The organism is Mariniflexile sp. (assembly GCF_041583155.1).
In the GTDB taxonomy this organism is placed as follows: Bacteria; Bacteroidota; Bacteroidia; order Flavobacteriales; family Flavobacteriaceae; genus Mariniflexile.
Genome location: NZ_JBFHGK010000018.1, coordinates 1 through 20,412, shown reverse-complemented (window position 1 = coordinate 20,412; position 20,412 = coordinate 1). Strand labels below are relative to the sequence as shown.

Below are 20,412 nucleotides of genomic sequence, written 5' to 3'. Positions count from 1 at the left end.
TAATTTTTAATTGTTCTGTTTGTAGTTAAACTTACTACCGATGTTACGTGTTTTGTAACTATTAACCAATATTTAACACATCGTTCATTGTGAAAACACCTGTTTTTCCCACAATCCATTCTGCAGCAATAACGGCTCCTAATGCGAAACCTTGCCTTGTATGCGCTACGTGTTCTATGGTAATAGTATCCACTTCACTTTCATAATTTACAGTATGCGTTCCTGGAACTTCTGCAATACGTTTTGCTACAATAGGAATTGTTTTTTCGGCAGATTCATCGAGTTTCCATTGCTCGAAATTTGCATTATTAGCAATAATATCGTTAGCTAAAGAAATAGCGGTTCCACTTGGTGCATCTAATTTTTGAGTATGATGAATTTCTTCCATAGTAACCTTGTACTGTTTTAAAGTACTCATCATTTTAGCTAAGGTTTTATTAAGTTCGAAGAAGATGTTAACCCCCAAACTATAGTTGGATGCATATATAAAAGCACCTTTTTTTTCTTTACATAAGGCAACTGCATTGTCGTAATTTTCTAACCAACCCGTAGTTCCGGAAATTACCGGTACATTGTTGTTAATGCAGTTGGAAATATTATTAAATGCTACTGTTGGAATACTAAAATCGATGGCAACATCAGCTTTTGTGATATCGTAACCTTCATCATCCTTATCTACTGTTAAAACTACGGTGTGTCCGCGTTTAATAGCAATTTGTTCTATGGTTTTACCCATTTTTCCGTATCCAAGTAATGCTATTTTCATAATTAAAAATTAAAATTTAATGTTAAACCAAGATTGCTTGTTCTGTCCAACTCGTTTATTCTAAAATGTGGAGCCAAAGATAAGTTTTCATCTACATTAAATTGCATTAAATGCGCATCAACATTGGCATCGATAATATTTAAAGCATAAATACCAATGGTTACTAGCAGTGAAATTTCTTTGTTTTTTTTGTAAAATTCTTGTCCACGTTGTAATCCATCGGTAGTAACCCTAGGGGTTGTTAATTGATTTCCGTTCACATCCAAGTAAAATTCGTCGGTTGTTAAACCTGCAAGCCTACTTTTGTAGGCATCTCTGTAACGGTTGTATTGTTTATTATTAGTAGAATAGAAATAAATTCCCGTTGCTAAACCGCCATAAACGATGGGGATTTTCCAGTACCTTTTGTTGTATGCTTGCCCTAACCCAGGGAGTACAGCCGAATAAAAGGCGGCTTTTGCTGGGGATAAAGGGTTAATAGGTTTTTTTAAAACTAACGTGTCTGCCGATATTGCTTCTGGAAGTACGTCTTTTTTCTTGTTTTTTTCTTGTGCTGTTATTAAACAACAAAATAATAGTGTGGATACACAGGTTATAAAAAGTTTATTTAGCACCTTCAACTAATTTTTTAATACGATTAAAATCTTCTTCAGAATGAAAAGGAATTGTAATTTGCCCTTTACCATTCTTAGAAACTTTAACGTCTATTTTGTGTCCAAAGTATTCAGAGAATACATTGATGCCATTTTTAACATAACTTGGAACCTGTACTTTTTCTTTTTTAGGAGCTACTTTTACTTCTTGAGTTGTATTATAATTGCGTACTAAATTTTCAGTATCTCTTACCGATAATTCGTTTGAAAGTACTTTTTCATAAATATCTAATTGAATAGACTGATCTTCAACAGTAATTAACGCACGGCCATGACCCATCGAAATAAAACCATCGCGCATACCAGTTTGAATGATGGGGTCTAGTCTTAGTAAACGTAAATAATTGGTTATGGTAGAACGTTTTTTGCCTACACGTTCGCTCATTTGCTCCTGTGTTAGGTTTATTTCGTCAATTAATCGTTGGTATGATAATGCAATTTCAATAGGATCTAAATCTTGGCGTTGGATATTTTCAACCAATGCCATTTCTAATGATTCTTGGTCGTTAGCAATACGAATATATGCAGGTATGGTTTCTAAGCCAATAAGTTTTGATGCTCTAAAACGACGTTCACCCGATACTAATTGGTACTGATTAAACCCTAATTTACGAACGGTTATAGGTTGAATAATACCTAATTCTTTAATAGAAGATGCTAATTCACGCAATGATTCTTCACTAAAGTTAGAACGGGGTTGAAATGGATTAACTTCAATAAAATCGATATCTAACTCAATAATATTACCCACAACTTTGTCGGCATTTTTATCTTGTGCCGATTGAATATCGTTAGCGGGGTCCTTTAAAAGTGCAGATAAACCTCTACCTAAAGCTTGTTTTTTTATTGCCTTAGCCATAATTAAGCGTTTTTATTGATAATTTCTTTTGCTAAACTTAAGTAATTTGAAGCGCCTTTACTTGCAGCATCATAATTAATAATGCTTTCTCCAAAACTTGGTGCTTCACTTAATTTAACATTACGTTGTATAATGGTTTGAAATACCATGTCGTTAAAATGTTTTTGAACTTCTTCCACTACTTGGTTAGAAAGCCTTAAACGCGAATCGTACATGGTAAGTAATAATCCTTCAATATCTAAATCTGGATTATGTATTTTTTGAACACTTTTTATAGTGTTTAATAGTTTGCCTAAGCCTTCAAGTGCAAAATATTCGCATTGAATTGGGATTACAACAGAATCTGCAGCAGTAAGCGCATTTAATGTTAACAAGCCTAAAGATGGAGCACAATCTATTAAAATATAATCGTAATCATCTTTAATCTCTTGTAATGCATTTTTTAGCATGTATTCTCTAGATTCCTTATCAACTAGCTCTATTTCAATAGCAACTAAGTCAATGTGCGCCGGAATAATATCCAAATTAGGCGTTTCTGTTTTAAGAATCGCTTCTCTGGCACTACTAGAGTGTTCCAAAAGTTGGTATGTTCCTATCTCAACAGATTCTACATCGAGTCCTATTCCAGATGTTGCATTTGCCTGAGGGTCAGCGTCAATAAGTAACACTTTTTTTTCTAATACACCAAGTGAAGCAGCTAAATTAATAGATGTTGTCGTTTTTCCAACGCCTCCTTTTTGATTTGCAATTGCAATTATTTTGCCCATTAATTGATTCGGTTTTATGAACGGTAAAAATACAATTATTTATTAGGAATAAAAATCCTAATTGTTAACAGTTAGCGAAAAGAAATTTTACGGTTTATAATTAGCTCTTAGATATGGAGTAATTTTAAAATTCGGCATTATTTGTAGTCCTAATTATACTTTTGTAGCGAGGAATTTAATATTTTTACAAAAACACAAAATACTTTTTATGAGAAATAGCAATCAGATAGCGAGGCAGTTACTACTATTATTAGTCTTATTTACATTTTCAACAATTACTGAAGCACAGATTAAGAAGTCGGCAACTGTTGAAGGTATTACGGAATACATATTGGATAACGGTATGAAAGTTCTGTTGTTTCCAGACAATTCATCGCAAACCATTACAGTAAATATTACCTATTTAGTGGGTTCTAGACAAGAGGGTTATGGTGAAAAAGGTATGGCCCATCTACTTGAACACATGGTGTTTAAAGGTACTCCAAATCACCCAGATATTCCAAAAGAATTAACCGCAAGGGGTGCAAGACCTAACGGAACTACTTGGTATGACCGAACAAATTATTTTGAAACTTTTAATGCAAATGATGAAAATTTAGATTGGGCATTAGATTTGGAAGCCGATAGAATGGTAAATTCATTCATTGCCAAAAAAGATTTAGAGTCTGAATTTTCAGTAGTAAGAAATGAATTTGAAAGTGGAGAAAATTCACCTACACGTGTTTTGATGGAAAAAGTGATTAATGCAGCTTATTTATGGCATAACTATGGAAATTCTACCATAGGGAATCGTTCGGATATTGAGCGTGTGCCTATTGAAAATTTACAGGCATTTTATAAAAAATATTACCGTCCGGATAATGCCGTTTTAATGGTAACCGGAAAGTTTGAAACTGAAAAAACATTAGCACTAATTGATAAAAAGTTTTCGCCAATAAAAAACCCTAGTATTCCTCTAAAGGATATACCCACCGTTGAGCCTGCTCAAGATGGTGAAAAGCGTGTAACAATTAGTAGAGTTGGCGACTTGCAAATAGTATCGGCGCTTTACCATATAGCTGCAGGTTCGCATGAAGATTTTGCAGCCATGGCCGTTGCTGAAGCTATTTTAACCGACCAGCCCTCCGGTAGAATTTATAAAGCCTTAGTTGATGGTAAAAAAGCATCATCAATTTGGTCTTTTTCACCGTTTACTAAGGAGCCTTCATTTTTATATTTTAATGTAGATGTGCCTTCCGATAAATCATTGATAGAAGCAGAAACAACGCTCACTTCATTGCTAGATGGGTTAAAAGATAACCCAGTTACTGATGAGGAATTGAACAGAGCGAAAGCTAATTTGTTAAAACAATACGACCAAATTAGTAGAAATTCTGGCTATTTAGGAACGTATATGAGTGAGTTTATTGGTGCAGGCGATTGGCGTTTATCGTTCATACAGCGCGATAGAGTTGAAAATATGACAGCAGAAAAAGTTAATGCAGCTATTCAACGTTATTTAATTAATACCAATAGAACAATTGGAAATTTTATACCAAGCAAACAGCCAATTCGTGTAGAAATTGAACATACTGAAGGTGTTGAAGCCTTGGTTTCTAGTTACAAAGGGAAACAAGGTTTAGGTGAAGGGGAGGCCTTCGATGTGTCTTATGATAATATCCAAAGTAGATTAGATACAGGTGTTTTGCCAAAAACCCCTATTGAATACGGTTTTATTAAAAAAGACAACCGTGGAAAAACGGTAACCTTATCATTTACCTTTAGAACAGGAAACGTTAACGATTTTATGAACAAAGGTAAAATTGCTAGTTACACAGCAAGGATGCTTAATAAAGGCACAAAAAACAATTCTAGACAAGCCATAGAAGATAAGTTGAGTGCTATTAAATCTTCTATTAGTTTTGGAGGCTCTAATGGTCGGGTAACTGCAAATATTAATACAACCGAGGAATATTTGATGGAAACCTTAGCTTTAATGACGGATATGTTGAAAAATCCAAAGTTTGATGCCGATGAACTCGAAAAACTTAAAACTCAAGAGTTGGCTGGGATTGAGCAAAATAAAACAGAACCTCAATTTTTAGCTAGCAAGAAATTATCGTTACTAAATCAGAAATATAAGAAGGGACACCCGCTTTATGCTACCACTATCGAAGAAGATATAGAAGCTATCAAAGCTGTTTCTGTTAAAGGGATTCAAGATTATTACAATACATTTTATGGACTTTCTGACAGTGCTACCTTAATAGCCATTGGTAATATAGATGAATCGGCTCTTAAAAACTACTTCGAAACCGAATATGCTAATTTTAAATCGAACAAATCTTTTACCAACATTGCCGATACATTTTCTCAAAACACCCCTGTGAATGTAAATATTAAAACACCAGATAAAAAGAATGCCATAAGCATAGGTATTTTAGCCTTTGAAGGCAGTCAGGAACAAGAAGATTATGCCGCATTGCAAATAGCAGGTGAAATTTTTGGAGGTGGGGTTTTAAGTTCTAGGATTACAACACGTTTACGTCAGCAAGATGGGATTAGTTATGGTGCTGGTGGTCGTGTAAATGTTGATGCCAATAAAAGTGATAAAAATTCTTCAATGTTAGTTTATGCTATTTATGCTCCAGAAAATGCAGCTAAAGTTCAAACTGGGTTTAAAGAAGAAATTGCTCGTTTTATTACAGATGGTATTACTGAAGAGGAATTAAAAGTGGCCGTTACTAGTTGGGTGCAGGGTGAAAATGTATCGAGAGCTAAAGATAATGAGTTGTCATCGCTTATAAATAACAATCTATATTATGACAGAGATATGGCATTCCATAAGGCTATTGAAAGTAAAATTACATCGCTAACAGTGGCAGATGTAAATAAAGTAATTAAAAAATATTTTAAACCTTTTGATAAATGGACGGTTGTAAATGCGGGTGATTTTATAGAACAGGAAATTAAAAATGAAGAGAAAAAAGTAGATTAATTTTATCTTAATAAATTATTTAAAACGCCAGTTTATTTCTCAAATTGGCGTTTTTTTATTCTGAATCTATTAAATTGTTTAATAGGTTTATTGAAATAGTACTAATTTTAGTATCTGGTCCGAATATAGAGGTTACACCCGCATCCAGTAATAACTGATTATTAGCTTCTAAAGTCTCAACCCCAACAATTACCATGATATCTTTACGACCATGTTTTGTGAGATCCTCAATAATTTCTGCGGCAAAAGCGTTGTTTTCTAGTTCAGATAACAAGATGCCCAATACATGTACATCATTTTCCAAGGCTTGCTTTGTCAAATCTTTTGTTGTTTGAAAGGCAGGACTAATATCCACATCAAAGCCAACGTCGGCAAACCCTGCGGCAACAACTTGTGCGCGATTATCTTGTTCATTTTTTTTGGTACTAGCAATTAAAATACGTGGACGTCTACCATCCAATTTTGAAAATACATCAGCCAGTTGTTGGGCTTTTTTAAAGGATTCGTCTACTTTTATTTCTTTATTATACATGCGCTACCTTTTTTTATTTTGAAATAATATCGAGGGCCTCCCTAATTTCGTCTATTGTAGCACGCTCTCTGGCAGCCTCAATAACCAAAGTTAATACATCGGACTTTTCACTTAAAGAGTAACCATTTATTTTTAATAATGCCCTATTTACTTTTTCTAGATTCCGTTCCGCTTTAATAAGCTGTAGTTGTTCTGATTGAATATCTGTTTTCGAACTTAAAAATGAGTCTTTTTCTTGTGATTTATAACTGTTCGCTTCAATAATGGACTCTTTTTCAGAAGCATCTTTTATCCGCGATTGTGGAACACCGGCTTCTATAGCTTTACTTATGCCGCCTAAAGCTTCAATTTCTTCAAGTAGACCCCATACTTTTTCTGCAAGATCATGAGTCAGTTTTTCTAAGTAAAAACTTCCTGCCCAAGGATCAACTGTTTTTGTGATGTTTGTTTCTTCAAGTAAATATGATTGGACATGGGTTGTGCTACTTTTAACGCCATGAGGGGCTAAGCTGTTATTGGTGTTTAAAACGGTAGTATGCAAATATTGCGTGCCTCCTAAAATAGCGCTAGCAGTTTCAATAGTACCTCTGGTAATAGTGTTGTGTGAATTTTCTTTTTTTAACAACTCGGTAGTTTGGCAATGCATACGGAGTATGGATGAATTTTCGTTTTTTGGATTGAATTGCTTTACCAATTTAGTCCAAAGCATTCGTGCCGTTCGCATTTTCGCAATTTCCATAAAATGATTCATCCCAACGCCAAAACAAAAGGAGAGGCGAGGAGCTATGCTATCAATATCTAAGCCCGATTTAATACCTTTTTTTATGGATTCTAAACCAAAAGCCAAGGTGTATGCCAATTCAATATCACAAGTTGCGCCAGCTTCCTGAAGTTGGTAACCTGAAATAGTAATGCCGTTGAATTTTGGAATGTATTGCGTGTTAAATTTTAAAATATCTTCAAGGAGTTTTTGGTAAGCGCTATCAGTTTCCTGTGCCATGAGAACCTTAAAAACGTTCAACTGAAACGTTCCGGAAAGCTGTTCAAGTTTTATTCCTTTTTCTTCTGCAGCTACAATAAAGAATGCCATTAATGGTAAAGTGGTGCTATTTAAGGGTATTGAAACGCTACTGTTATCAAAAGCAAATTGATCTAAAAGTAAGGTCATGTCCTCTACTGTAATGATGTTTAGATCAGACTTTTCAAAATCGAAAACTAAAACCTTATTATCGCGGTTCTGATTGTATGGAATTTCAAAATCTAAATGAGTCGAAAGTTCTTTGCGATCAGTTTTAAGGAGTGCAATGTGTTCACAAATTGTCCATGGATGTTGTAAATACATAGTGCTGTAAGAGCCACGGAGATAGGGCGGAATTCCGGCAGCAAAGTTGAGGTGCCTTAAATTAGCTATGTCCCGCTTTGAATAGTTCGATTTTATAGTAATGCCTTCTGAAGTTGTAAATGTTTCAGGAACTGTAGAAATCCTTTCACCGGATTCGGATTTTAAAACAATATGTTGAAGATTTTTTCTAGCCATTTTAATCTTCCTCTTTTAATTTTATTTGTTCAAAAGTTTCTGCTAAACGCTTCTCAATTATAGGTTCTATTAAGGTTTTTCTTTGATTTATTTTAACAAACGGATACAGTTCCAACTCATTTTTTATACTTTCAATTGGGGTTGCGTCTTTGTTTAAGCCCACCAAAATGAGTTCGCCAGCATCAAATTGTTGTTGCTCCTTGGACGCATTTTCCTTTATTTTACGCTGAATTGTACCTTCCTTTAATTGTCTTAAAAAACCACCGTTATTTTCAACGTCTTTAAAAAGTATTAATGCTTTTTCCGCAAGTTGTTGTGTAAGTGATTCAATATAGTAGGTGCCATCGGCAGGGTTATTCACTTTGTTTAAATAACTTTCTTGCTTTAATATTTGCAATTGATTGCGTGCAATTCGTTCACTTATACTATTGGTTTTTTTGAAAATGGCGTTATGAGACAAATTGCAAATGGTATTGGCGCCACCAAGTATGGCACTCATGCATTCTGTAGTGTTTCGTAGTAGGTTGGTGCTAGAATTGAAAACTGTTTTATTCCGTTTTGAAGGTGTGGCAATTATGTAACATTCAGTATTTACCTTATACTCGGATGCTAATGTTTTCCATAACAAGCGTAGTGCTCGTAATTTGGCGATTTCGAAGAAGTAATTGCTTCCCACAGAAACATTGAAGGTAACTTTTAGTGAGGCCTTTGTTTCAAACGAGATTTCACTATCCAAAACATTGAGATATTCATTGGCGTGAGCTAAGGCATAAGCCAACTGCTGAACCATAGTTGCGCCTGCGTTTTGGTATAATGAAGCATCAATATAGCAGGATTCTGTGTGCTTAATTATGGATTTGAATTTAGAAACATCGTCATTTAAATTATTAAACCAATTGCCGGACTTTGCTAAATTTCCAATGGTATCAATTTGAATGTGAATAGGTGTTTCCGTAGAAATGGTTTTAATTTTTTCTATATACTTTTCAGAAAGAAATTGAAGTTCCAGAAAAATGGGGGTATTTTGAATATCTTTTAATAAATCTTCAATAGAAACAGTGTCGTTAGGTATGATAAATTTGATGCTTTCTGTGCCAAGTTCAATAGCTTTTAGGGCTTTTTTATTTGATTTTTCTATATTGGCAACAAATATAGGTTGGCAAATTTGCCATTCGGTTGCTTGGGTGTTTGAGACTTCTGGAAGGTTTTTTAAATCTTCAGAATTATAAAAAGGTTTTACAGAGATAGCTTCGTTCGTATTCCAAATAAGGGTTTCGTTATAATCTGCGCCTTTTAAATCGAACTGGATTTTTTGTTTCCATTGTTTTGCCGAAACGTCATTAAACTCATCAAATAACCCATTATTCATCGTCTTCCGTTTTCAAGCTATCTTCATATTCAATAATATAAATTTCTTCATTTTCCCGCTTCATATAATATTCTTCGCGTGCAAATTTTTCTAAACCTTCCTCGTTGTTTAGGTTTTTTATAGCTTTATTATCTTTCTCTATTTCTTTTTGGTAATACTCTTTTTCACTTTCTAAAGCATCAATATCTGTGTTTAATTCGTGATGAATTAACCAGGAATTGGCATCAAAAAATAACATCCATACAATAAAAACTGCCGAAATTAGAATAAAAATGTTTCGGAACGGCTTAAGTAATTTATGATTTAAAATACCCATTTACAGTTTGTTATTTATAATAGTACGCACCATATCAACCGCAACGGTGTTGTGTTTATTGTTAGGGATAATCATATCTGCATACTCCTTCATTGGTTCAATAAACTGTTGATGCATGGGTTTTAAGGTTGTTTGATAGCGTGTTAAAACTTCATCTAAATCTCTACCACGTTCAGTAATATCTCGTTTTAATCGGCGTATTAAACGCTCGTCCGTATCCGTATGAACAAAAATTTTGATATCGAACATATCTCGTAATTCAGGGTTTGTAAGAATTAAGATGCCTTCAACAATCATTACTTTTCTAGGGTGTGTTAAAATGGTATCACCAGTTCGGTTATGTTTAACGAATGAATAAACGGGCTGGTGTATGGGTGTGCCCTTTTTTAATTCTTTTAGATGATTTTCTAAAAGTTCAAAATCGATGGATCTTGGATGGTCAAAATTTATTTTTATCCGTTCGTCGTAGCTTAAATGCGTGGTGTCTTTATAATAAGAATCTTGTGAAATAACACCAACTTCACCTTCTGGGAGTTCGTTAAGTATTTGATTTACAACGGTTGTTTTGCCGCAACCAGTGCCTCCAGCAATTCCTATAATAAGCATGTGTGAATAAGTTTTATTAACTAAACTGCAAAGTTAGTTAAATGAAAGTCATTTAACGTGTCCTATTTTATTTTTTGATTTTGGAAACTTCAGCTTCAGTAATCATTTTGTCATTTTTATTTCCCCAGCTATTGGTGATGTAGTTCATAACATCTGCTACTTCATCATCACTTAAACCCATAGGTGCCATGCTGCTATTGTATTTTTTTCCATTAACAGTAATGCTTCCTTCAAGACCATATTTAATGGCTTTAATACTGGCTTCTCTGTTTTTTTTAAGATAATCGGAGTTTGCAAGCGGAGGGTACACGCGTTCAACTCCTTTTCCATTAGGTAAATGGCAGGACACACAAAAATCAGTATAAATTTCCTCGCCACGAGTGATGCTGGATTTTAATTCTGCAGATTGAGAATGACTTGTGAATGCAAAAGAACTAATAACAACAATGCTAATTAAAAGTGATTTCATAAATTGATAAATTTTACTTATTAATTTTTTGGAACAATTTTTACGATGCCTTTGCCTTCAACTGCTACATAAATGTAACCATCTGGACCTTGTACTACATCTCTAACTCGGCCTGTTTTCTCTATTAATTTTTCACGTTTTACTACTTTTTCATTTTCTAAAACAAGGCGTTCTAAGTATGCAAATTTAAGCGAACCGACTAATAAGTTACCTTTCCAACCGGGGTATTTGTTTGATGTAACAAAGGCCATTCCGCTAGGTGCGATAGAAGGAACCCAATAAAAAATAGGTGGTTCAATACCCTCTTTTTCGGTTATATCGGTAAATGATGTGCCATTGTAATTGATACCATACGAAACGATTTGCCATCCGTAATTAGCCCCTTTTTTTATGATGTTTATTTCGTCGCCGCCTTTTGGACCATGCTCATGCGACCAAATATCTCCGGTGTATGGGTTTTTTATTAAGCCTTGTGGATTTCTGTTACCGTATGTGTAAATAGCTGTTTTAGCGTTTGGAACGTTCAGAAATGGGTTGTCTTTCGGAATGCGACCATCGTCGTGTAGTCTGTAAATTTTACCGCAATCGCGTGTTAGGTCTTGAGCGTTAGCGGAGCCTTCACCGCGTTCACCTATTGAAAAATATAAATAGCCTTCATTGTCAAATTCGATACGAGCACCGAAATGTTGCCCCCTTTTGGAGTTAGGACTCGCCTTATAAAGTACTTCTTTATCAGTTAATTTGTTATTATTCAATTTGGCTCGCATAATAGCTGTGTTGCCACCTTCGCCTTCACCCTCTGCGGAAGCGTATGCAAAATAAATCCAACCGTTTGTTTCGTAATTAGGATGTAATTTGATGCCCATAAAACCACCTTGACCACGAACATAAATTTCAGGAACACCTTCAATTAAGGTTTTTTTGCCGTTTTTAAAATGAATAAGTTCACCAGCCTTTTCGGTAATTAGCATGCTTCCATCTGGTAAAAAGGCAATACCCCAAGGAATACTTATGTCAGGCACCACCAATTCGGTAGTGTAATTTACAGTGGTAGGATCTTCAGCTTTTACGCTAGATTCACTTTGTTGTGCGCAAGAATAGAAGGAGAGTAAAATAAATGTTAGTATTAAATGTAACTGTTTCATGATTTTTTTTCCTTAAAAATAGTTAAAACATATAACTTATGTTAATTCCAGTATAATAATTTGATGGGTTTCCCGGGTAATAATATCTAGGAGCAGCACCGCCAAAGCCCGTAGCATTAATAAGAATTTGGGATGCATAGTGTTTGTTGAATACATTGTCCAAACCAAAATAAGCATTTAATTTCAGGTATTTGTTGATATGATGTTTGTATCCTAATTTCATGTTGGTTAGGGCGTAATCCTTTGTAAAAAGAGCATTGCTATCCGTCATGGGAATACTTCCAGTGTATTGATAATTGACAGTTGCGTAGAAGCCTAATTTAGTATCAAAATCTATGCCTGTATTTAATAAGTTGGAAGGAACGCCTGTTAACTTATTGCCAGAGAAATTAGTGCCATCATCTACAAATTCTTTAAACTTGTAATCGTTTAAAGTGTAAGAGACGTATTGGTTTAAGGACATAAACTCTGTTTTCATCCATTGGTATTTCAAAACAGCTTCTATGCCATTATGTACCGTTTTTCCAGCATTTATACCAATAAATTGATCATCACCTGTACGTCGGGCTACTAGTAAATTTCTAACGGCTAGCTTGTAAAAGGCTAAATTAATTTGCAAGCGGTTATTTAAGAATGCTGTTCGCGTCCCTATTTCAAAATTCCAGCCTGTTTCTGGTTGTATGTCCGTGTTAATTAGGCCATCGGGTAATAGGGTTTCGGCGGTTGTTGGTGGTGAAAACCCATGACTAACATTCGAATAAAAATTTATATTTTCTGAAAAAATATGTGATACACCAAACTTTGGTGAAAGTGTTCCTTTAAAACTGTATGCACCTGATTGGTCGGCATTGTTCTCAGAAATGAACCTGTCCATTAAATCATACCAGGTTTTGTTAAAATTCAAACCAATAGAAAGCTTGGTTTTTTCAGAAAGCTCATAATTAGTTTCCATAAACAGATTGTAATACTGTCGATTTTCTTTTAAATCTGTAAATTTTTCACCTTCCACACTGCCTGTTCCTGCCGGATAATCCTGATATAGGTTTTCATAATTTCTTGAAATATAAATATCTTTAAATAGTTCGCCTCCAAGTGTCCAATTTAATTTTTTGAAAGTTCCTATAATACGGCTTCTAAAACCAATGGCTGAAGTGTTTTCAGATAAAATGTCGAAAGGTCTTGGTTCATAAGCATCTTTGAAAGAAGTAAAAACACTAGAGGCTTGTTTAAGGTTGTTGTTGTATTGGTGATTCCAAGAAAGACCTAAAATACCACGTTTTGAATCTTCGTAACCTTTAGACTGCCGCCAGGTAAAAGCGGCCGATGTTGGGTTGTTTAGGTAATCAGTTTCATTAAGAGAGCTTGGTATGAAACCTTTTAGATTAACTAAACTGGCTAAAAAGGAGATGTCGTCTTTGTTGCTTAAAAAGTGATTTGAATTTAAAGTTAGAGTTTGGCGGTCGTACTGATTATTATCTCTGTATCCATCGCTATGCGTATTACTGTAAACAGCTCTAAAACTGTTTTTGGTTGAGCCATGATTTATATTCAAGATACCTTTCATTAATCCGAATGACCCAAAAGAGATATCGCTTTGAAAATTGGTTTCATTTAAATAAGCACTTTTTGGAATTAAATGAATAGTACCTCCTAAGCCAGCACCATAAATACTAGAACCAGCGCCCTTAATGATTTCGAAACGCGCAATGGAAGCCAATTCAAAATCTTCAATTGTGGTTTCTCCATTTCCAGAAGTAAGAGGTATGTCTTGAAAATAAGCCCGTATTTTAGAAGTACCATATAAATTTCTTGAGCCGATACCCCTGATAGAAATTTTATTGGTATTCAATGCGCCCGATTGCATGAACACACTAGGGATTCTATTTAGTGCGTCCAGTACATTGGTTGTGTTTCCGCGTTCAATGTCCTTTGAGGTAATTATGTTTATGGTTGTATTTGCTTTCCCTAGGTTTTGAGGGATATGGTTGGTACTAACAATAACCTCATTTAAATTTGAAGGACTTAGGTCTAGTTGTATAATTACATATCCGGATTTTAAAAATGCGGTTTTCGACTGATAACTGGTTTTTGAGAAATAGTATGTACCAGATTCTATTAATTGGAACTCACCTAAATTATTTGAAACAACAAAAGTATTTGTTGTCGAGTTTTGAATTGAAACATTGGGTATTGCCGTGCCATTTTCACTATCAATTATTTTGCCTTTTATGATTTCTTGGGAATAAGTTTTTATAGTAATTGCTAAAAAAACTATGATAAAGCGTGTTTTTCTTAAAAAGAAAGCATGGAGGTTGCCCATTGTTTTTATCGTATTGAAAAAGATTAGTCTGCAATTTGCTATAAATATATATTTTTAAAAATTAAATTAAATAATTAGTTTCTATATAAGATAAAAAAGTATATTTGCATCCCGTTAGAATTACCTTCGGGGTGTAGCGTAGCCCGGTTATCGCGCCTGCTTTGGGAGCAGGAGGTCGCAGGTTCGAATCCTGCCACCCCGACTTTTTAGTATATCAGATAGTGTTAAAAACTTGGTAATCGAATGATTATCAAGTTTTTGCATTTTAAAGGGTCTCATTTAATTTGCTTTGGTTTGGTAAAAAAAGTGACCTATTCGGTTACCAATACTAAAAGGCCATAAAAAAGGTAACCGGATGACTTGATTTGACTTTTGTTTTTAATGTTTAATTTAAAAATGAAAGATTATGACACGTTCAAACACCTTCAGTATCCTGTTTTGGTTAAAACTGGCAAGTGCCAAACACAGGAAAGCCCCACTTTATGCCAGAATTACGGTAAATGGCAAGCGTTCTGAGCTTTCCCTAAAGCGAAAGGTCTATATTTCGGATTGGGATTCCAACAAAAGCAGATTAAAAGCCGTAAGCGATGAAAACAAGTTGATCAATGCTTACTTAGAACAGGTTAATGTAAAACTGTTCGAATGCTTCCAACAATTGGAGAACAGGAACAAATTGGTGACCTCGGACGTTATCAAAGCCCATTTTTTGGGAAATACAGAAAGCAGCCACGCATTATCCGATATCATAGCATACCATAATACCCATATGGAAAGCACCTTGCGCTGGGGTACACAAAAGAATTATTATACAACGCATAGATATATTTATCTCTTTCTAAAGGAAAAGTATAAAACCACAGATATGTTCCTATCTGAATTGGGCTATAAGTTCATCATAGATTTTGAACGCTTTTTAAGAGGCCAGAAAAAGATGGGAAACAATACCGTTATGAAGCACATTGAACGGTTACGGAAAATGGTAAGTCTGGCCTTTAAGATGGAGTGGATAGATAAGGATCCCTTTGTGAAGTTTGAAGCAAAATATGAAAGAAAGGAACGGGAATTCCTGACTTCGGAAGAGTTGGACCGTATAGAAAACAAAATCTTTGGGATACCAAGGTTGCAATTGATCAAAGACCTATTCGTGTTCAGTTGTTATACGGGACTTTCTTATCGCGATGTGATGCATTTATCCTCAAATGATCTATGTATAGGTATAGACGGAAAGCAATGGATACATTCCCAAAGGGAGAAGACAAACATCCCAATTAAAATTCCTTTATTATCGAAAGCTTTGGATATTATCGATAAGTACAAAACCCATGCAAACACTGAAAACAAACAGACTTTATTTCCAAACATTTCAAATCAAAAATTGAACTCCTATTTAAAAGAGATAGCAGATGTTTGTAGGATCAATAAAAACTTGACCTTTCACATTGCAAGACACACTTTTGCCACAACCGTTATGCTTTCCAATGGCGTACCCATAGAAACGGTATCAAAGCTTTTGGGGCATACCAAACTGTCCACAACACAGATTTATGCCAGGGTAGTGGAGACCAAGATAAGCGAGGATATAAACAATTTGGTTGCAAGAATTGAAACCAAGAAGCGGAAATGCGAAGGACAGTCCTAAACCAATATTTTTTAAGGATAAAAAAAGAATTTCCTTTCAATACGCTCTTTACAAGAAGACGGGAGCGTATTGAAAGGAAATTTATTGTATAAAAAAAACAATTATATCCAAATTTAAGGATTTTTAGGTCTAACTGAATTTAAAAAGTTCGTATAAATCAACTTCTAAAGCCAATGCTATTATATATAATGAGTGAATGGTCGAGTTTACCTTACCATTTTCAATTTTTTCAATTGCTTGGCGATCTTTTCCACAGGCACGAGCTAAATCAGATTGATTAAGACCTTTTAAGGTTCTAATTTCAATAATCCTTTTTCCAATTTTTTTACTTAACTGCTCTTTATTCATATTACAAATGTCATATTATTCTATTACATTTTTGTCATATAATAATATGACATTAATATTTTTTCATTATATTTGTCGTATAGTAACATGACAACTTGTTCAATTTATAATTGCAAAAATGAATAAAAAGATAATGGCACCGATAAAATTTCCTTTAGGAGAGGAGCTCTTGCCCCTTTTAAAGAGCTTGATCCCATTGCATTCAGTATATGTTATTCATATGAATACGTGCAAAAGCAGGGGCACCTTGCTTATTTATCACCAAAAGACGGACAAGCTCACAAGGAAGCAATCTACATTATATTAATTGTAGCTGATAAGACACTTCACAAAAACCTTGATGATTTTATGGAAGAAGTTTATAATAAAATGGAACAGCGTTGCAAGGTCTATATAATATATGTCACCTTGTCCAACCTCATGGAGCGGATTGATATTGGCGATAATTTTTTAACACGGACTTTAAAAGAAACCCCCTGTATGTATAAACAAGATAAAGGGTTGTCAAGATATAGCCAATACGGGTTAATGTACCATGTATCAATTTATAAAGAGATCAAAACCATTTGGAAGCACCGTATGAAACGGTCAAAATATTTGTTCTCGGTTATTGATGTTATCCATGAAGATGAAGAGCCATTATCGAAGCTTGCGGTACTCCAAGATGCGATGGAACAAATATGTTTGGGGCTGTTGTATGTGTTTTGGGAGTTTATGCCCCATCATTATGCCCTGTCCTATTTATTGCACCTTTGCAGCACTTTTACATCCCTGCCCAATAACATATTCCCCCAAACGACCTTTGGCCTGCAACGCCAGTACTATATGCTTTGTAACGCATCTGAAATCATGCGATTTAAAGGCACAAACGGAACAAATGATTTTGGGTTAAAGGATGTGGACAAGGTTTTGAAACGCTGTAAGCATTTCTTAAAGGAAGCCCACCAGTTAGGAGAAAAACAACTGAAACATCTAAAGGAAGTCCACTGTGAAGCTCATGCACCAATTTAATTAAAAACCCAAGCTGATGAAAACAAAAAGCAAAAAGCATAAAAAGGACAAGGAAACATTGGAAACAGTCTTTAGGCTATTGAACCCCCGGGAGCGTAAATACTATAGGAGGGAGGGCAACCCTGTTATGCAGGAAGTGACCTTTGAAGTAACTGACAATGGTGAACTGCGCTATATTATTTCAAGTCTATTACGGGTATGTATTTTGGCTTTGGACAGTGAGAACGACTTTGCATCACCCAGATTGAACCATTGTTCCAAGGAACTGACCATAGCAACCGTATTGGAACTGGTGGATAGTATATTGCCCGATGCACAGTTGGCAAGCTATGACGCCATTGAAAAACTAATATTGTCTAAGAACCAAAAGCAGGTATAAAAGCATAATACGAATAGATGTTGCATTTTAATTCTTTTACGGATTAAAAGCCCCAACATCTATCGAACTAATACTATGAAGTGTTTTTGGAGAAGGAGGAAATCAAGTAATGGTAAACATCATTTAGGCTTGTAAGATAACATCAAAGCAACCTGGTCTTGATATCTTCTAATTTTTCTTTAGACATATCCAGTCTGAAATAATCTTTGCCAAATGTATTGTTTACATAAGATAAATTTTTCACAAGGTTTTTAAGTTCGGTCTTAACAAGGTGTAGCTCTCTATTTTTATTTTCATAGGCATTGGAATAATAGTCCAGCATCCTTTCTGTGTCAGATTTTGAAGCTTCAATCTCCGACAGGCTTTTAGCTATATAAATAGGCTCCTTTATCTCGTCCATAGCATCAAAGAGCGATTCCAATCTTTGTCTGTTCGGTTCAAGTTGGTTCTTCTCAATGTCCCTTAATATGGTAGCAATGGCATTCGTTCTTTTATTGAGGTCATTAATGAGAGGCTTTAGGCCAAACTTATTTGGTAGGTCGTAGGGTGAAATGTTGTTGTCCTTAAAGTAGGCAACCATATAATCCAGGGTTTCCGAATAGTTAGGGCTTATCATTTTCGAATATTCCTTAAAATTACTGATGGTCTTTTTCCTTAGCCGAATGGTATTAAAATCATCCATATTTTATGAGATTGTTACAATGAAACGCTGATTCTATTGGTCTCAGCGTTCAAGTTAACGCAATTTTAAAAATAGGCAAATAAAATTAACGATTTAATCGACTGAAAACCAAATAGATGGAAATAAGTAACATCGCGCAGCGTGTTACCCTCTTGCTTTACAATTGATTTCATCAATAATTTTAAAGATAAAGATTACAGGAAAAAATAAGATTTAAATTTTATATAAATTGAAAATTTTTTATTACTTTAAATGTGTGAAACTACGCCTATGAAAGAAGTGAAATTGGTTCCTTTTAATCATAAAAATGAAGAGCAAATAGCTGTTAAGTTTGGGTATGACGATGCTATAAGAGTTCATTTGAAGAAGTTGTTGGATATAAAATGGAGCAACACGCATAAAACGTTTTACATAAAAAACTCCACAGAAAACAAATCAAAAATTTATAATCATTTAAGGCTGATTAATTGTTATATAAATTATAGTGAGTTAATAATAAAAAAGCCTAATATTTCTAAAACGCTGAACATACAATTACCCAAATTAAATGAGGGTCAAGAAAAAAATCTTCAAAAATTTAGAAAATGGCTTCAGCAGAAAAGATTAAGCGAAAATACTGTAAATACCTATGTTGAAGTGACATCATTTTTTATTAGATACTCGATTTTAAAGAACACTGTAGATTATAGCAAGCGTCTCATTGAGTCATTCAATTATGATTTTATTGTACATTCCAATAAGTCCGTTTCTTATCAAAATCAATGTATAAATGGGATTAAGAAATATCTAGAATATAAAGGGTTGGAAGTGGAACGGTTTGAATTACAGCGACCTAAAAAGGAAAAAAAGTTGCCGGTAGTTTTAAGTGTTGAAGAGTTAAAGCGGGTTTTGGACCAAACGCATAATCTAAAGCATAAAACTCTGCTAAGCCTTATATATTCAGCAGGATTACGAATAGGTGAGGCCATTAATCTTAGAGTTAAGGATATAGATAGTAAAAGGATGTTGGTACATATAAAGGGAGCTAAAGGCAAAAAAGATAGATATACATTGCTTTCGGAGGTGTTTTTGAACTTGCTGAGAGCTTATTACAAACAGTATAAACCAAAGGAATATTTATTTGAAGGACAAAATAGCGAACAGTACAGTAGTTCTAGTGCACAAAGAGTGTTGAAAGGTTCTGTAGAAAAAGCAGGTCTAAGAAAACAGGTAACGTTGCATACTTTAAGACATAGTTTTGCAACACATTTATTGGAAAACGGAACGGATATTAGATACATTCAAGAATTGCTCGGTCATAGTAGTCCTAAAACGACCATGATTTATACACATGTAAGTGAAACAAGTGTAAGAAAAATAAAAAATCCATTTGATAATTTATAAAACATATTTATATTTCATAATATACGAATTTTCATCTTTTTAGAAATGGTAGATAAAAATGATAATAACTATCAAAACTTCTGCATAGCCAACCAAATTGGTTGTATATAAGGATAAAAGTTACGGATATAAACAAGTTGTGTTTAATTTAAAACCACCAACAAATGAGTAAAGAAGAAGAATGGATATAAAAGGTAAATATAAAAAAGATGTTGTTTCCTTCCTTGACTGTACGGTAGAAATACAAAACAGAAAACTTAATCAAATCACATTTGACAGTGATATTCCAATGATGGGCTTTTTCGATATTGAAGACGTTGATTTTACTTTAAATAGGTATTATTATAAAAAAAATGAATTCCATTTTACAGATTACAAATATGCGCTTAGATTTAGAACAGAAAACGAAGCAATAAAAATTTTACTTAACTTAAGTTGGATAAGATATTGGTTAATAAAGATATATACAGGAAAGACTTTAATTCAAGAAAAACAAGTAAAAATTGCTTTAATACTATTAGTAATAACTAATGTTATAAGTTTTGTAATTGGAATGTGTTTTAAAAAATAAGCATTAAGATAATAAGAAGAGACTGCCAAATAAAAGCTGCCCACAGCAAGGCTTTTACAATATCTGGTTCTTCTTGACTTTTA

Annotated in this window: 20 protein-coding genes and 1 tRNA gene; 7 read left to right on the top strand and 14 right to left on the bottom strand. The window is 34.2% G+C overall.

Annotated features, from left to right (window positions below; all coding sequences use genetic code 11):
- Positions 1-61: 61 nt before the first annotated feature.
- From dapB to ABYI63_RS08620, 4 genes are read right to left on the bottom strand one after another with little or no spacing between them, the layout of a single operon-like run.
- Positions 62-766 (bottom strand): 4-hydroxy-tetrahydrodipicolinate reductase, encoded by a 705-nt coding sequence (dapB, locus tag ABYI63_RS08635; RefSeq protein WP_372755512.1) that lies wholly within the window; start codon positions 764-766, stop codon positions 62-64.
- Between the two features lie 2 nt (positions 767-768).
- On the bottom strand, positions 769-1,380 hold the full coding sequence (locus tag ABYI63_RS08630) for a DUF5683 domain-containing protein (protein ID WP_372755510.1): 612 nt from the start codon (positions 1,378-1,380) through the stop codon (positions 769-771).
- Entirely contained in the window at positions 1,370-2,278 is a 909-nt protein-coding gene (locus ABYI63_RS08625; protein ID WP_372755508.1) for a ParB/RepB/Spo0J family partition protein, read from the bottom strand. The genes ABYI63_RS08630 and ABYI63_RS08625 overlap by 11 nt, the downstream gene beginning before the upstream one ends.
- A 2-nt stretch (positions 2,279-2,280) precedes the next feature.
- Positions 2,281-3,045 carry a ParA family protein gene (locus ABYI63_RS08620; protein WP_372755506.1) on the bottom strand — a complete coding sequence of 255 codons (765 nt, stop codon included), beginning with the start codon at positions 3,043-3,045 and terminating at the stop codon, positions 2,281-2,283.
- A 208-nt stretch (positions 3,046-3,253) separates the two neighbouring features.
- Here ABYI63_RS08620 and ABYI63_RS08615 point away from each other — a divergent pair, with 208 nt between their 5' ends.
- Complete coding sequence (locus tag ABYI63_RS08615) at positions 3,254-6,022, top strand: M16 family metallopeptidase (RefSeq protein WP_372755504.1); 2,769 nt, start codon at positions 3,254-3,256, stop codon at positions 6,020-6,022.
- A 55-nt stretch (positions 6,023-6,077) separates the two neighbouring features.
- Here the strand turns inward: ABYI63_RS08615 and ABYI63_RS08610 are convergent, their stop codons facing one another.
- From ABYI63_RS08610 to ABYI63_RS08575, 8 genes are all read right to left on the bottom strand, one after another.
- The gene (locus ABYI63_RS08610) at positions 6,078-6,554 is read right to left on the bottom strand and encodes a cobalamin-dependent protein (protein ID WP_372755502.1); all 477 of its coding nucleotides are present in this window, start codon (positions 6,552-6,554) and stop codon (positions 6,078-6,080) included.
- Positions 6,555-6,567: 13 nt separating this feature from the next.
- The gene (locus ABYI63_RS08605; RefSeq protein WP_372755500.1) at positions 6,568-8,091 is read right to left on the bottom strand and encodes a methylmalonyl-CoA mutase family protein; all 1,524 of its coding nucleotides are present in this window, start codon (positions 8,089-8,091) and stop codon (positions 6,568-6,570) included.
- A gap of 1 nt (position 8,092) precedes the next feature.
- Complete coding sequence (locus ABYI63_RS08600) at positions 8,093-9,460, bottom strand: methylmalonyl-CoA mutase subunit beta (protein WP_372755498.1); 1,368 nt, start codon at positions 9,458-9,460, stop codon at positions 8,093-8,095.
- Positions 9,453-9,776 carry a septum formation initiator family protein gene (locus ABYI63_RS08595; RefSeq protein ID WP_372755496.1) on the bottom strand — a complete coding sequence of 108 codons (324 nt, stop codon included), beginning with the start codon at positions 9,774-9,776 and terminating at the stop codon, positions 9,453-9,455. Before ABYI63_RS08595 ends, ABYI63_RS08600 begins: the two co-directional genes overlap by 8 nt.
- Positions 9,777-10,382: a uridine kinase gene (udk, locus tag ABYI63_RS08590; protein WP_372755494.1), complete on the bottom strand. Its 606-nt coding sequence runs from the start codon at positions 10,380-10,382 to the stop codon at positions 9,777-9,779.
- 67 nt (positions 10,383-10,449) lie between these two features.
- Positions 10,450-10,851 carry a cytochrome c gene (locus ABYI63_RS08585; protein ID WP_372755492.1) on the bottom strand — a complete coding sequence of 134 codons (402 nt, stop codon included), beginning with the start codon at positions 10,849-10,851 and terminating at the stop codon, positions 10,450-10,452.
- 20 nt (positions 10,852-10,871) lie between these two features.
- Positions 10,872-11,996 (bottom strand): PQQ-dependent sugar dehydrogenase, encoded by a 1,125-nt coding sequence (locus ABYI63_RS08580; protein ID WP_372755490.1) that lies wholly within the window; start codon positions 11,994-11,996, stop codon positions 10,872-10,874.
- 22 nt (positions 11,997-12,018) lie between these two features.
- Positions 12,019-14,316 (bottom strand): TonB-dependent receptor, encoded by a 2,298-nt coding sequence (locus ABYI63_RS08575; RefSeq protein ID WP_372755488.1) that lies wholly within the window; start codon positions 14,314-14,316, stop codon positions 12,019-12,021.
- Between the two features lie 127 nt (positions 14,317-14,443).
- Between ABYI63_RS08575 and ABYI63_RS08570 the strand changes: the two genes are divergently transcribed.
- Positions 14,444-14,518, top strand: a tRNA-Pro gene (locus ABYI63_RS08570).
- Positions 14,519-14,722: 204 nt separating this feature from the next.
- Positions 14,723-15,955, top strand: coding sequence for a site-specific integrase (locus ABYI63_RS08565; RefSeq protein WP_372755486.1), 1,233 nt, complete (start codon positions 14,723-14,725; stop codon positions 15,953-15,955).
- A 129-nt stretch (positions 15,956-16,084) separates the two neighbouring features.
- On the opposite strand, the gene ABYI63_RS08560 is transcribed toward ABYI63_RS08565, so the two are convergent.
- Positions 16,085-16,303 carry a helix-turn-helix domain-containing protein gene (locus ABYI63_RS08560; RefSeq protein WP_372755484.1) on the bottom strand — a complete coding sequence of 73 codons (219 nt, stop codon included), beginning with the start codon at positions 16,301-16,303 and terminating at the stop codon, positions 16,085-16,087.
- A 228-nt stretch (positions 16,304-16,531) separates the two neighbouring features.
- Between ABYI63_RS08560 and ABYI63_RS08555 the strand changes: the two genes are divergently transcribed.
- The gene (locus ABYI63_RS08555; protein WP_372755482.1) at positions 16,532-17,314 is read left to right on the top strand and encodes a hypothetical protein; all 783 of its coding nucleotides are present in this window, start codon (positions 16,532-16,534) and stop codon (positions 17,312-17,314) included.
- Between the two features lie 16 nt (positions 17,315-17,330).
- Positions 17,331-17,693, top strand: a complete 363-nt coding sequence (locus ABYI63_RS08550) for a hypothetical protein (protein ID WP_372755480.1) — start codon at positions 17,331-17,333, stop codon at positions 17,691-17,693.
- 142 nt (positions 17,694-17,835) lie between these two features.
- Here ABYI63_RS08550 and ABYI63_RS08545 read toward each other — a convergent pair whose 3' ends face one another.
- Entirely contained in the window at positions 17,836-18,375 is a 540-nt protein-coding gene (locus ABYI63_RS08545) for a BfmA/BtgA family mobilization protein (RefSeq protein ID WP_372755478.1), read from the bottom strand.
- Between the two features lie 270 nt (positions 18,376-18,645).
- Here ABYI63_RS08545 and ABYI63_RS08540 point away from each other — a divergent pair, with 270 nt between their 5' ends.
- A complete protein-coding gene (locus ABYI63_RS08540; protein ID WP_372755476.1) occupies positions 18,646-19,758 on the top strand; it encodes a tyrosine-type recombinase/integrase in 1,113 nt (370 codons plus the stop codon).
- A gap of 181 nt (positions 19,759-19,939) precedes the next feature.
- Positions 19,940-20,329 carry a hypothetical protein gene (locus tag ABYI63_RS08535; RefSeq protein WP_372755474.1) on the top strand — a complete coding sequence of 130 codons (390 nt, stop codon included), beginning with the start codon at positions 19,940-19,942 and terminating at the stop codon, positions 20,327-20,329.
- The last annotated feature ends 83 nt before the right edge of the window (positions 20,330-20,412 follow it).

Bases quoted from the DNA above. Each gene is read 5' to 3' on its own strand.
- ABYI63_RS08615 (WP_372755504.1), top strand. From the start codon at position 3,254: ATGAGAAATAGCAATCAGATAGCGAGGCAGTTACTACTATTATTAGTC.
- ABYI63_RS08605 (WP_372755500.1), bottom strand. From the start codon at position 8,091: ATGGCTAGAAAAAATCTTCAACATATTGTTTTAAAATCCGAATCCGGT.
- ABYI63_RS08560 (WP_372755484.1), bottom strand. From the start codon at position 16,303: ATGAATAAAGAGCAGTTAAGTAAAAAAATTGGAAAAAGGATTATTGAA.
- ABYI63_RS08565 (WP_372755486.1), top strand. From the start codon at position 14,723: ATGACACGTTCAAACACCTTCAGTATCCTGTTTTGGTTAAAACTGGCA.
- ABYI63_RS08585 (WP_372755492.1), bottom strand. From the start codon at position 10,851: ATGAAATCACTTTTAATTAGCATTGTTGTTATTAGTTCTTTTGCATTC.
- ABYI63_RS08595 (WP_372755496.1), bottom strand. From the start codon at position 9,776: ATGGGTATTTTAAATCATAAATTACTTAAGCCGTTCCGAAACATTTTT.
- ABYI63_RS08575 (WP_372755488.1), bottom strand. From the start codon at position 14,316: ATGGGCAACCTCCATGCTTTCTTTTTAAGAAAAACACGCTTTATCATA.
- ABYI63_RS08620 (WP_372755506.1), bottom strand. From the start codon at position 3,045: ATGGGCAAAATAATTGCAATTGCAAATCAAAAAGGAGGCGTTGGAAAA.
- ABYI63_RS08610 (WP_372755502.1), bottom strand. From the start codon at position 6,554: ATGTATAATAAAGAAATAAAAGTAGACGAATCCTTTAAAAAAGCCCAA.
- ABYI63_RS08580 (WP_372755490.1), bottom strand. From the start codon at position 11,996: ATGAAACAGTTACATTTAATACTAACATTTATTTTACTCTCCTTCTAT.
- ABYI63_RS08545 (WP_372755478.1), bottom strand. From the start codon at position 18,375: ATGGATGATTTTAATACCATTCGGCTAAGGAAAAAGACCATCAGTAAT.
- ABYI63_RS08535 (WP_372755474.1), top strand. From the start codon at position 19,940: ATGGATATAAAAGGTAAATATAAAAAAGATGTTGTTTCCTTCCTTGAC.
- ABYI63_RS08550 (WP_372755480.1), top strand. From the start codon at position 17,331: ATGAAAACAAAAAGCAAAAAGCATAAAAAGGACAAGGAAACATTGGAA.
- ABYI63_RS08540 (WP_372755476.1), top strand. From the start codon at position 18,646: ATGAAAGAAGTGAAATTGGTTCCTTTTAATCATAAAAATGAAGAGCAA.
- dapB (WP_372755512.1), bottom strand. From the start codon at position 766: ATGAAAATAGCATTACTTGGATACGGAAAAATGGGTAAAACCATAGAA.
- ABYI63_RS08625 (WP_372755508.1), bottom strand. From the start codon at position 2,278: ATGGCTAAGGCAATAAAAAAACAAGCTTTAGGTAGAGGTTTATCTGCA.
- udk (WP_372755494.1), bottom strand. From the start codon at position 10,382: ATGCTTATTATAGGAATTGCTGGAGGCACTGGTTGCGGCAAAACAACC.
- ABYI63_RS08600 (WP_372755498.1), bottom strand. From the start codon at position 9,460: ATGAATAATGGGTTATTTGATGAGTTTAATGACGTTTCGGCAAAACAA.